Genomic DNA, 11,666 nt, shown 5'->3' on the forward strand with positions numbered 1-11,666 from the left:
CGACTGTGACAGCCGTCATGTCCGTGTACAAGGGACTGTTTTTGTCGAAACCAGCGCGGGGAGGGGCGCGCCGCTCCGGCATCCGCGAGGGCTCCCGCGACGCGCCGGGCCGCCTTGAGTAGGCGCGGCCCTTGTCCCCACCCAGGCAGGCTGATATCCACAGATGCGCATGCGTAACCGCGCTGCGCGGGCCGGCGGAGGGCCGGCCACCCCGCTCCCACGAGGAGGTCCCGTGGCACAACCGGAGTGGACACCCTGGATGAGTCGGCGTCGACGCCGACTCATCCCCGTCCTGGCGGCGACCGCGGTGGCGGCCGCGCTGCTGCCCACCGGACCCACCGCAGCCGCCCCCGCCGGCGGCGCCTCCGCCGAGCGGCGCTCCGGCCCGTTCGCCGAGGGGCAGCACCAGCACGCCGACGTCGACAACCGCCCCGGTACCGCCGCCCCCGACGCGCGGCAGCGGGGCCTGGCGCGCAGGGCCGACCCGGACGCCCGCTGGAACCGGCTCGGCACCCCGCACGCGCTCGGCCCCGGCAGCGCGCCCCTCGCCACCGGCCTGCCCGCCGAGCCGGAGGCGGCCGCCCGCGCGTACCTCACCGGGCACCAGGACCTCTTCGGGCTGGACGCCGCGGCGGTCGACGCGATGGACCGGGTGCTGGTCCGCCCGGTCGGCGCCGGCGCGGTCGTCACCCTCCGGCAGCGCTTCGGCGACCTGCCGGCCGGGCACGACGGCCTGGTCACCGTCGCGGTCGCCAGCGGCAAGGTCCTCGCGGTCAGCTCCTCGCTGTCCCGGGACACCGACGCGCCGGCGCCGGCCACCCTCACCGACGAGCAGGCGTACGCGGCGGCGCGCGCCGACGCCGGCCTGACCGCCGAGGCGGTACGCAGCCACAGCGTCCGCGCCGTCGCCGTGCCCACCCCGCTCGACGGGCCCCGCGCCGCCTACGAGGTGACCCTGATCGGCGCCGACACCGACCACCCGGCGGCGTTCACCACCTACGTCGACGGGATCACCGGGCAGGTGCTGGTCCGCGAGGACCTCGTCGACTTCGACTCGGACAACCCGAGCTGGGCGGTCTTCCCGGCCACCCCGCCGCGCGACCTCGGCCCCGGGCAGGATCCCCGGGTGCGCTGGTGCGGCGACCCCGCGCCGGGCTGCCAGGCGGCCTTCCGCGATCCGGCGACCGGCCAGCCGTGGGACGTCGACGCGGCCACCGGCACGCCGACCGGCACCGCCCGCGGCAACTCCGCCAACACCGTGCTGTCCTGGGGCGGCGGCACGCCGGCCGTACCGGCCACGCCCAGCCCGGAGCGCCGCTACGAGTACCCGTTCACCGACCAGTGGCACCAGGCCCGCTGCAACCCGGAGGTGTTCACCTCGGCGCAGCGCAACGACGGCGACGCCGCGATCGCCAACCTGTTCGCCATGCACAACCGGATGCACGACTGGGCCTGGCACCTCGGCTTCACCGAGGCCACCTGGAACCTCCAGGCGGTGAACCTGACCCCGCAGGGCCTGGGCGGCGACGCCGAGCAGGGCCGCGCCCAGCAGGGTGCGCTCAGCGGCAACCGGAACAACGCCAACCAGGGCACGCCGCGTGACGGCCTGCCGCCGACCACCAACATGTACCTGTGGCAGCCGCAGGCCGGCGGGCCGTACCCGCCCTGCGTGGACGGCGACTACGACATGACGGTGATCGGGCACGAGTACACCCACGCCATCACCAACCGCATGATCGCCGGCCCGGACAGCGGCATCAGCGGGCACCAGGGCGGCTCGATGGGCGAGTCGTGGAGCGACCTGCTCGCCGCCGAGTACCTGTTCCAGCACGGGCTGCGCGCCCCCGGCGAGACGCCCTACGTCACCGGCGGCTACGTCACCGGCAACCTGGTCAGCGGCATCCGCAACCACGACTTCAGCCGCAGCCCGCTGAACTACTCCGACGTCGGCTACAACACCGGCGGTCCCGCCGTGCACGCCGACGGCGAGATCTGGAGCGCCACCAACTTCCGGGTGCGCGCCGCGATGATGAAGCGCTACGGCGTCGGCACCCCGCAGCGGCAGCTCGACTGCGCGCGCGGCGAGGTGGCGGTGGAGCAGTGCCCGGGCAACCGGCGCTGGTCGCAGCTGGTCTTCGACTCGTTCCTGCTCCAGGCCGCCAGCCAGGTGAGCATGCTCGACATGCGGGACAACATGCTCACCGCCGACCTGTTGCGCTTCGGCGGCGCCAACCAGGACCTGCTCTGGGCGGAGTTCGCCCGCTCCGGGATGGGCCGCGACGCCGCCACCAACGGCGCTGCCGACACGGACCCGACGCCGAGCTTCGCCGCTCCGGGCGCCGACAACGCCGTGCTCACCCTGCGGCCGAAGGGCGACAGCGCCGACGCGCCGATCCGGGTGTACGTCGGGGCGTACGAGGCGCGGGCGGTGCCCGTGGCCGACACCGACCCGGCCACCGCCCTGCCGGACACCCTCGAGCTGGTGCCCGGCACGTACCAGTTGCTCGCCGTCGCGCCCGGCTTCGGCCACCAGCGGCTGACCGTGGTCGCCAAGGCCGGCAAGGAGGGGTACGTCGACCTGCGGATGAGCCGGAACCTGGCGTCCACGGCGTCCGGCGCGACGGTCACCGGTGACGGGGTCAACCTGGACCGCATCGCCGACGACACCGAGGCCACCAACTGGGCCTCCCTGGACGGGGTCGCCGGGCGGCAGGTGACCGTGGCGCTGCCCGGGGACGCGCCGCAGGTCGTGAAGCGGGTGAACGTCAGCGCCATGCTGCGCCCGGCGATCGCCGGCGACGCCGACGCGGGCGGCCAGAACGCGCTCAGCGCGCTGCGCTCGTTCGCGGTGTCGGCGTGCAACGCGAAGACGACCGACTGCGCGGATCCGGCGAACTGGCGGCGGATCCACACCAGCGCGCCCGACGCGTTCCCGGGCGGGGCGTACCGGGCGTACGTGCCGGACATCAACCTGCGCGAGTTCGCGGTGCCGACCACGCTGGCCACGCACCTGCGGTTGGAGGTGCTCGCCAGCCAGTGCACCGGCGGCCCGGCCTACGCCGGTGAGCAGGACGACGACCCGGCGACCACCACCGACTGCGCGACGGCCAGCCCGGCCCGTACGCAGGTGCGCATCGCCGAGTTCCAGGCGTTCTCGAAGTGACCGCCCGTCGGGGCCGGTCGGCGTGCCGGCCGGCCCCGACGGACCACCGCCGGCCGTCGACCCGGGCGGACCGCCGCCGGGCACGCGTACCCGTGACTCCGCCGGACCACCGCCGGACAGTCGTACCGGTGGCCCTCGGTCAGCGGCGGGCGGCCCGCCACCGTCCGGGCGCGACGGGCCGTTCCCAGCGCCGGTCCGGCCCGACGTCGTCGTCCGCGCCGGCCGCCCGGGTCAGGTGACGCAGCCGCAGCAGCAGGCCGAGGCCGAGCGAGAGCAGCAGCCCACCGAGCAGGAACGCGGCCTGCACGGCCCCGAAACCGCTGGCCCCCGCCACCGGCCGCCCCGTGCCGGCCGCCGGCAGCGCCCCGTCGGTCACCGGCTCGTCGGTCGCCAAGTCGTCGGTCACCGGCTCGTCAGCCGCCGGCTCGTCGGTGGTGGACGCAGCCCCCGGCTCCGCCGCTCCCCCGGACTCCCCGGCCGGTCCGGTCGCGTCCGTCGGGGCGGAGCGAGGCTCCGGCTCCTCGGGCGCGGCCGTCCGGGTGGTCGCCCCGACCACCGACCGCGTCGCCGTCTGTCGGGACAGCAGCCGCAGGTTCGCGTCGTACGCCTCCGCCGCGAGAGTGATCCGCCCCCGGGTGACGTCACCGGCAAAGGCCAACCGGTAGCGGGCGGTGACCGTCCGCCCGGGGCAGAGCGTGCCCGGGTCGAGCCGGCGGTCGGTCAGCCGGGCCACCTCCCCGTCGGCGCGGATGTCCAGCGGGAACGAGCCGGTCTCCTCGACCCGGTCCATCCTGACCTGGTCGAGCCGCATCCCGCGCACCCGCAGCACCATCGACCAGCGGACCTTGACGCAGCCGCCGTCGTCGCGGGAGACCACGGCGGAGACGGTCTCCACCCGGCCCCCGGCGGTGAACTCGTCCGGCAGGCCGCTCAGCTCGGTGGCGAAGGCCGCCTGCGCGGGCGCGGGCAGACCCGCCCCGGTCAGGCAGCCGAGCACCACCCCGGCCCGTAGCGCGTACCGCCACCTGGTCGCCACCGTTCCCACCTCCCGTCGGTCGCCGCCAACCCGCAACGCTGCCAGCGCCGCCGGCCGGCCGGTAGACGGGCGTGTTCGCACCGATCGCCAAGCGCGGGGGCCGATTTCACCGACGGTGGTGAACCGGTCACCCCCTCCCCGCGACACGCCCGGCCCCGACGACCGCGCGGCGGCGACCGGCCGAGGGGCGACCGGCGGCGGCGACCGGCTTGCGGCGGCCGGTCGGGGCGGCCCTCGATTAGCCGCCGATCGGGGGCGATCCGGGGTGGCGCCGGTCGGCGGGTCCGGGTGGCGGGGGACAATCGCCGGCGTGTCCGACCTCTCCGCCGCCTTCGTCCGCCTGCACGCCAGTCTCTCCCCGGTCGCCTTCGTTCCCGAGGTGCGGCTGCACCAGGCGGACGACGCCATCGGCCTGTGGGAGCTGACGGAGGGCGAGTTCCGCAGCGCGCAGCCGCCGCCGTTCTGGGCCTTCGCCTGGGCCGGCGGGCAGGCGCTGGCCCGGTACGTCACCGACCACCCGGAACTGGTCGCCGGCCGCCGGGTGCTGGACCTCGCCGCGGGCTCCGGCCTGGTCGCCATCGCCGCCGCGCGGGCCGGCGCCGCCGCCGTGCGCGCCGTGGAGATCGACGAGCTGGCCGTCGCGGCCGTCGCGGTCAACGCCGAGGCCAACGGGGTACGCGTCGACGCCGAACTCGGCGACGTCCTCGACGGCGACGCCGGTGGGGCCGAGGTGGTGCTCGCCGGGGACGTGTTCTACAGCCAGGCGATGGCCAACCGGGTGCTGCGCTTCCTGCTCCGGGCCGCCCGCGCCGGGGCCCGGGTGCTGGTCGGCGACCCCGGCCGGGCCTTCCTGCCCCACGACCGCTTCGACGAGCTGGCCGTCTACGACGTGCCGGTGCCCGAGACGCTGGAGAGCGTACGGGTGAAGCGCACCACGGTGTGGCAGTTGCGGGCGGGGCTGCCGGGGGCGGGCCGCTAGCGTGTCGGCGTGCTGTTCCGGAGCTGGGCGCAGACCGCCGACGCGCACTGGCCGGACGTGGCCCGGGTACGCGACCACGTGGGGGTCGCGCACCTGGTCGTGACCCGGCACGCCCTGGTCCGTGAGGTGCTCACCGATCCGGCGACGTACCGGCCGGACAACGCGCTGGACGCGGTGACCCCGATCCCGGTGGCCGCGCTGCGGGTGCTGGCCGGGCACCGGTTCCGGCTGCCGCCGACCCTGGCGAACAACGGTGGCGCCAGCCACCCGGCGATCCGGGCGATCGTCGCCGACGCCCTGCACCCGACGCGGGTCGCCGCGCAGCGGCCCTGGCTGATCGACCTGGTCCGGGAGCGCGTCGGCGGGATCGCCGCCACCCTGGACGCCGGCGGGGCGGTGGACCTGTACGCCCGGCTCGCCGCCGACCTGCCGCTGCTGGTGCTGGCCCGGCTGGTCGAGCTGCCGGACGCGCCGGTCGGCGCGGTGAAGGAGTTCGCCCGCGCCGCGCTGGAACTGTTCTGGGCGCCGCTGGACGCCGAACGGCAGCAGGCCCTCGCCGCCGAGGTGGGCCGCTTCCACCGGGTGCTGCGCGAGTTCGCCGCGACCGGGGGCGGGCTGGCCGGGTCGCTGCGGGCCGCCGGGCACCCGCCCGACGTGGTGGTGGGCGCGCTGTTCTTCCTGCTGGTGGCCGGCCAGGAGACCACCTCGCAGTTCCTCACCCTGCTGCTGCACCGGCTGGCCGGCGAGCCGGCCGTGCTGGCCAGCCTGCGCGACGGCACCGTCGCGGTCGCCGACGTCGTCGAGGAGGGGCTGCGGCTGGAGCCGCCGATCGTCACCTGGCGGCGGGTGGCGTCGGTGGACACCACGCTGGGCGGGACGGCGGTGCCGGCGGGCACCAGCATCGTGCTCTGGCTGGCCCGCGCCGGCCGCGACCCGGCCACCGTCGACGCGCCGGACGAGTTCCGGCCCGGGCAGCGGGGCTCCCGCCGGCACCTGGCCTTCGGGGCCGGCGCGCACCGCTGCGTCGGCGACCAGTTGGCCCGGATGGAGGCGGCCGTGGTGGTAGCGGAGACCGCCCCGCTGCTGGACGGCGTCAGCGTGCTCCGCGAGCCGTGGTGCCCGGACAACCTGACCTTCCGGATGCCCGACGCGTTCGTCGTCCGCCGCCGCTGACCGGCCCACGGACGCCGTACCGCACCGGCCCGGGGGTGCCGTGCTCTCCGGGGTGGCCCCGGTGGCCCGCCAACGGACACCCGGCTCGCCGAGCGGCACGCGGCCCGGTGATCAGGACGCCATGGACCTTTGCCGGCGGTTTTAAGGTCCATGGCGTCCTGATCACCACCGGCGAGGCGGCACCGGAGGGCTGTGTCGGCGGGCGGTGAGCAGGTCGCGGCGGCGGCCCGCGTGGGAGAGGTGGCGGCCCTCGTGGGAGAGGTGGCGGCCCCGCGTGGGAGAGGTGACGGCCCCGTGTGGGAGAGGTGGCGGCGGGACTCGACGAAAGTCAGGGGACGGTGGTGCCGTTCGGGCGCGGTCGGGGCGGGGGTTCCGGACCTAGCGTCGGCGCATGATCACATTACGTGGGTTGACGAAGCGGTTCGGGGGCACGACCGCCGTCGACGCCCTGACCGTCGACATCGGGCCCGGCCGGGTCACCGGCTTCCTCGGCCCGAACGGCGCCGGCAAGTCCACCACCATGCGGATGATCCTCGGGCTGGACCGGCCCACCGCCGGGCAGGCGCTCGTGCGCGGGCGGGCGTACCGGGAGCTGCGGCGCCCGCTGCGTGAGGTCGGCGCGCTGCTCGACGCCCGGGCCGTCCATCCCGCCCGCTCGGGTCGGGCGCACCTGCTCGCGATGGCCCGCAGCAACGGCATACCGGACCGCCGGGTGGACGAGGTGCTCGCCACCGTGGGGCTGGACGCCCGTGCCGCCGCCAAGCCCGGCCGCACCCTCTCCCTCGGCATGGGCCAGCGGCTCGGCATCGCCGGGGCGCTGCTCGGCGACCCGCCGGTGCTGATGTTCGACGAGCCGGTCAACGGCCTCGACCCGGACGGGGTGCGCTGGGTCCGGCAGCTGATGCGCTCCCTGGCCGACGAGGGCCGGACGGTCTTCGTCTCCAGCCATCTGATGACCGAGATGCAGCTCACCGCCGACCGGCTGGTGGTGATCGGCCGGGGTCGCCTGCTCGCCGACGCCCCGATCGACGAGGTCATCGCCGGCAGCGCGGTGGCCGTGCGCGTACGCAGCCCGCAGCCGGCCGGCCTCGCCGCCCTCGCCGGGCGTCTCACCGCCGCCGGGGCCGCCGTCGAGCCGGCCGGCCCCGACGAGCTGACCGTCACCGGCGCCACCGTCGAGCGGATCGGCGACGTGGCGTACGAGCTGGGAGTGCGGCTGCACGAGCTCAGCCCACACGGGGCCTCCCTGGAACAGGCCTTCATGGAACTGACCGCCGACAGCGTCGAGTACGCCGGCACCCCGACCGTGAGCGAGGCACGATGAACACGATCTCCGCCGAGTGGACCAAGGTGTGGTCCGTGCGTTCCACCTGGTGGTCCTTGCTGGCCGGGGTGCTGCTGATGGCCGCCACCGCCGGTCAGCTGGCCATCTACGCCGCCAACGCGAACACCAACGACGACCCGGCCGACGACGCCGGGATCGTCACCGTCGGCAGCGTCGTGATCGGCTCGGTCGAGCTGACCCAGTACGCCGTGCTGGCGCTGGGCCTGCTCGTGATCACCAGCGAGTTCACCAGCGGCACGATCCGTACCACCCTGCAGTGCACGCCGTCGCGCGGCCGGGTGCTGCTGGCCAAGGCCGTGGTGACCGGGGCGGTGACGTTCGCGCTCGGGCTGCTGCTCGGCGCGGTCGGCGCGCTGGTGGCGCGGCCGGTGCTCGGCCGCTGGGGCGCCGCGCCGGCGGGCGGCACCGTCGGCGACGTCCTGGCGGTGGCGACCTACCTGGCGCTGGTCGGCGTGCTGGCCCTCGGGCTCGGCGCGGCCCTGCGCAGCGCGGTGCTCACCCTGACCGTGCTCGTCGCCACGCTGATGATCGTCCCGCTGTCGTTGCAGGAACCGGACATCGCCGTGCTCAACCGGATCGCCGACGCCTTCCCGGGGGTCGCCGGCGGGCACTTCCTGGCCGGGGACACCGACCCGTACCCGGCACCGGTCGGGTTGCTCCTGCTCGCCGGCTGGGCCGGCGCCGCGCTGCTGCTGGGCCGCGCCGCGCTGCGCCGCCGCGACGCGTAAGCCGGGCGAACGCGCGAGACCGCCGGGACGTGCGAGGCGCCGGGGCGGGGCGGGTCAGCCGGTCGGCTCGACCAGCCCCGCCTCGTAGGCGAGGATCGCCGCCTGCACCCGGTTGCGCACCTCGAGCCGGGTGAAGACGCTCGTCAGGTAGCTCTTCACGGTGCCCTCGACCAGGTGCAGCCGGCGGGCGATCTCGGCGTTGGACAGGCCCGCCCCGACCAGCGCGAGCACCTCCCGCTCCCGCTCGGTCAGCCCCGCGAGCCGGTCCCGGGCCACCGGCCGGCGGGCCAGCCGGTCACCGCCCAGCTCGATGACCCGGCGGGCCACCCGCGGTGACAGGTACGCGCCGCCGTCGGCGACGGCGTGCACCCCGGCGATCAACTCGCGTGGGTCGCCGGCCTTGAGCAGGAATCCGCTCGCCCCGTGCCCGAGCGCCCGGGCGACGTGGTCGTCCTCGCCGAACGTCGTCAGCATGAGCGTCGCCGTCTCCGGCACGAGCCGGCGGATCTCGGCGGCGGCGGAGAGCCCGTCCAGCCTCGGCATCCGGATGTCCAGCAGCGCCACCCGGGGCCGGTGCGCCCGGACGAGTTCCACCGCGGCCCGGCCGTCACCCGCCTCGGCCACCACCTCGATGCCCGGATCGGTGGCCAGGATGGCCCGGACCCCGGCCCGGATCATCGCCTCGTCGTCGGCGAGGACGACCCGCACCGGGCCGGCCGTGTCGGCGTTCATCCGTCGATCCGCTCCTTGCTGACCAGCCGGCCCTCGACGAAGCAGAGCCGCCACGTCGGCTGGGCCAGGGGGAAGTTGCCGTCGGTGTAGTGCTCGCAGCCGGGACGCGCCGTCCCGGCGGGCGGAGCCGACTGCCGTCGGGGCAGCCCGGTCAGCTCGGCGCGCTGCGCGCCCACGGGCATCCGCGCGAAGGCCCCGTCGTCGAGGACCGTACCGGCGGTGGCGACCGGGTAGTAGACGAGGGAGAGGACCAGCGCGAGGCCCGCCGGGGCGCCGAGCGCCGTCAGCAGGCTGAGCCGGACCCGCCGACGGGCGTCGCGCAGCCGCCGCTCGGCCTCGCCCGGCCACTCCCCCGGCGCCCCGCCGTCCGACGCGTCGACGCCCGCACCCGGGGCGACCGGAAACCCCGGCCCGTCCGCCTCGCCCGCCTCGCCCGCCTCGCCCGCCGACCAGCCGCCCGCCGGCCACCGGCCGCTGCCGGGGCCGGAGTCGCCTCCGCCCGACGGGAGGGCGTCGGCGCCCGCCCGGGCCGCCGCCGGCAGGCGGGCACGGACGGCGAAGCCGCCACCGTCCTGGTGACCGGTCGTCAGGGCGCCGCCGGCGAGCCGGACCCGCTCGGCGAGGGCGAGCAGGCCGGAACCGGTGGACGGCGGGCCCGGCAGCGGCCCGGCCGGTGGCGCCGCGTTGACGACGGCCACCTCGACCCGGTCGCCGTCGCCGTGCAGGACGACGGTGACCGCCGCGCCGGGGGCGTACCGGGCGGCGTTGGTCAGCGCCTCCCGGACCACCCGGTGCGCGGCGTACGCGGCCATCGGCGGCAGCTGCGCCAGGGCGTCCACGCCGTCCAGGCGCACCGCCATGCCCGCCTCCCGGGCCCCGTCGACCAGCTCGGTGACGCTCTCGTCGGCCGGCCGGGTGGTCGCCGCCCCGTCCGGCTCCCGGAGCACCCCGATGATCCCGTGCAGCCGCTCGGTGGCGGCGGCGACACTGGCCCGCAGCTCCCCGGCGGCGGCCCGGTGCCGGGGCGCGAGGTCGTCGGCGACCTCCAGGGCGGCGGCGCGCAGGGCGATCAGACTCAGGTCGTGCCCGAGCGAGTCGTGCATCTCCTGGGCGATGCGGGCCCGTTCCCGCAGTCGGACCCGCTCCGCGGTGCCCCGCCGCTCGCGCTCCCGCGCCTCGGCGTGCCGGCGGCCGGCCTCGGTCAGGGCGGCCTGCTGCCGCCGGTACCGCCCGACGAGCCACGGGAACACCCCGGCGAAGAGCAGCACCGAGGCGAGCAGGAACCAGGTGGCCGCGCCGGTGCCGAGCAGCCCCAGGTTGAGCGCGGTGCCGCCGGCCGCGAGCGCGGCGAAGGCGACGGCGGCCGGGCGGGCGGTGGCGCTGCGGCGACCGGTCAGATAACTGAACACCGGGATCGCGAAGAGGAAGTTGCCGTCCAGCAACGACCCGAGCACCACCCCGACCAGGGCGACCACCGGCCAGCGCCGGCTCACCGCGACCGCCACCGCGAGCAGCAGCAGCGCGCCGGCCAGCCGGGCGGTGGCCGGCCCCGCGTGCGGCGGGGTGACAAGCGCGTACGCGATCGGGGCAGCGGTCGTCGCCCACAGGAGCAGGTCGCCGAGCCGCCGTCGGACGACCTCCCGGGACCGCACCGCGCCGCCCACCCGGACGGACCACCAGTTCCCCACGGCGGTCAGGCTACCCACGCCCGACCTGCGCCGGCACCGACGAAAGTCAGGTGCTCAGCTGATCTCCTCGGCCCACGCGCGCCAGTCGTCGAGCACCCCGTACAGGGCGGGGGTGAGCCAGCCGGACGCGGACCGGCGGAAGACCCCCGGATCCATCGCCCCGGTCCCGGCCGGAAGGGCGCCCATCAGCCTCGGCACCAGGTCGGTCAGGTTGGCCCAGTGCACCAGCTCCGGCGCCGCCGGCCAGGCGCCGACCACCACGCCCGCCGGCACCCCCCGACGTTCCAGGGCCTCCAGCGTCAACGCGGTGTGGTTCAGGGTGCCCAGGCCGGCCCGGGTCACCACCACGGCCGGGCAGCCCAGCGCCACCGCCAGGTCCGCCACCGTCCAGGGCTTCCCCTCCGGCCACAGCCCCATCGGCACGAGCAGGCCGCCCGCGCCCTCGACGAGCACCAGGTCGTGCTTGTCGGCCTCCTCGCGGACCGCGTCGACGGCGGTGTCCAGCTCCAGCGGCGCCAACTGGGCGACCCGGGCCGCCGCCAGCGGGGCGAGCGGGTCGGGGAAGCTGGCCAGGGTCCGGCCGGTCAGCGGGGCGGCCAGCCGGTTGACCGCGTCGACGTCGCCCGGCTCGCCGCCGGCCGTACCCGTCTGGGCGGGCTTGACCACCGCGACCCGCAGGCCGGCCGCCTGCGCGGCGGCCGCGATCGCCGCGGTGACCACCGTCTTGCCGACGTCGGTGTCGGTGCCGGTCACCAGCACCGGCCCGCGCCACGGCCCGGTCATGTCCCCACCCCGGCTCACGGGGCCACCCTTGTTCGCGAC

At 76.6% G+C, this 11,666-nt stretch carries 9 protein-coding genes; 5 read left to right on the plus strand and 4 right to left on the minus strand.

Annotation, left to right across the window (positions count from 1 at the left end; genetic code table 11):
• The first annotated feature begins 259 nt into the window (after positions 1-259).
• On the plus strand, positions 260-3,163 hold the full coding sequence (locus tag ABZ573_RS08505) for a M36 family metallopeptidase (protein ID WP_358116827.1): 2,904 nt from the start codon (positions 260-262) through the stop codon (positions 3,161-3,163).
• A gap of 139 nt (positions 3,164-3,302) precedes the next feature.
• Here the strand turns inward: ABZ573_RS08505 and ABZ573_RS08510 are convergent, their stop codons facing one another.
• On the minus strand, positions 3,303-4,199 hold the full coding sequence (locus ABZ573_RS08510; protein ID WP_358116830.1) for a hypothetical protein: 897 nt from the start codon (positions 4,197-4,199) through the stop codon (positions 3,303-3,305).
• Between the two features lie 310 nt (positions 4,200-4,509).
• On the opposite strand from ABZ573_RS08510, the gene ABZ573_RS08515 reads away from it, so the two are divergent.
• The 4 genes from ABZ573_RS08515 to ABZ573_RS08530 all read left to right on the plus strand — a co-directional run bounded on the left by ABZ573_RS08515 (position 4,510) and on the right by ABZ573_RS08530 (position 8,424).
• Positions 4,510-5,178 carry a 50S ribosomal protein L11 methyltransferase gene (locus ABZ573_RS08515; protein WP_132233190.1) on the plus strand — a complete coding sequence of 223 codons (669 nt, stop codon included), beginning with the start codon at positions 4,510-4,512 and terminating at the stop codon, positions 5,176-5,178.
• Positions 5,179-5,187: 9 nt separating this feature from the next.
• Positions 5,188-6,351 carry a cytochrome P450 gene (locus tag ABZ573_RS08520; protein WP_358116833.1) on the plus strand — a complete coding sequence of 388 codons (1,164 nt, stop codon included), beginning with the start codon at positions 5,188-5,190 and terminating at the stop codon, positions 6,349-6,351.
• Positions 6,352-6,742: 391 nt separating this feature from the next.
• The gene (locus tag ABZ573_RS08525; protein ID WP_357580452.1) at positions 6,743-7,675 is read left to right on the plus strand and encodes an ATP-binding cassette domain-containing protein; all 933 of its coding nucleotides are present in this window, start codon (positions 6,743-6,745) and stop codon (positions 7,673-7,675) included.
• Positions 7,672-8,424 carry an ABC transporter permease subunit gene (locus ABZ573_RS08530; protein ID WP_311411487.1) on the plus strand — a complete coding sequence of 251 codons (753 nt, stop codon included), beginning with the start codon at positions 7,672-7,674 and terminating at the stop codon, positions 8,422-8,424. The genes ABZ573_RS08525 and ABZ573_RS08530 overlap by 4 nt, the downstream gene beginning before the upstream one ends.
• Positions 8,425-8,478: 54 nt before the next feature.
• On the opposite strand, the gene ABZ573_RS08535 is transcribed toward ABZ573_RS08530, so the two are convergent.
• Genes ABZ573_RS08535 through bioD form a run of 3 tightly spaced genes read right to left on the minus strand, consistent with a single transcriptional unit; the run spans position 8,479 to position 11,627 of the window.
• Complete coding sequence (locus ABZ573_RS08535) at positions 8,479-9,156, minus strand: response regulator transcription factor (RefSeq protein WP_358116836.1); 678 nt, start codon at positions 9,154-9,156, stop codon at positions 8,479-8,481.
• Positions 9,153-10,844 (minus strand): histidine kinase, encoded by a 1,692-nt coding sequence (locus ABZ573_RS08540; RefSeq protein WP_358116839.1) that lies wholly within the window; start codon positions 10,842-10,844, stop codon positions 9,153-9,155. The genes ABZ573_RS08535 and ABZ573_RS08540 overlap by 4 nt, the downstream gene beginning before the upstream one ends.
• 54 nt (positions 10,845-10,898) lie before the next feature.
• On the minus strand, positions 10,899-11,627 hold the full coding sequence (gene bioD, locus ABZ573_RS08545) for a dethiobiotin synthase (protein WP_151456282.1): 729 nt from the start codon (positions 11,625-11,627) through the stop codon (positions 10,899-10,901).
• Between the last annotated feature and the right edge of the window lie 39 nt (positions 11,628-11,666).

It is taken from the genome of Micromonospora sp. NPDC007220 (genome assembly GCF_040634035.1).
In the GTDB taxonomy this organism is placed as follows: Bacteria; Actinomycetota; Actinomycetes; order Mycobacteriales; family Micromonosporaceae; genus Micromonospora; species Micromonospora reichwaldensis.

Coding starts and splice junctions, on each gene's coding strand:
- ABZ573_RS08505 (WP_358116827.1), top strand. CDS start 260: ATGAGTCGGCGTCGACGCCGACTCATCCCCGTCCTGGCGGCGACCGCG.
- ABZ573_RS08525 (WP_357580452.1), top strand. CDS start 6,743: ATGATCACATTACGTGGGTTGACGAAGCGGTTCGGGGGCACGACCGCC.
- ABZ573_RS08530 (WP_311411487.1), top strand. CDS start 7,672: ATGAACACGATCTCCGCCGAGTGGACCAAGGTGTGGTCCGTGCGTTCC.
- ABZ573_RS08535 (WP_358116836.1), bottom strand. CDS start 9,156: ATGAACGCCGACACGGCCGGCCCGGTGCGGGTCGTCCTCGCCGACGAC.
- bioD (WP_151456282.1), bottom strand. CDS start 11,627: ATGACCGGGCCGTGGCGCGGGCCGGTGCTGGTGACCGGCACCGACACC.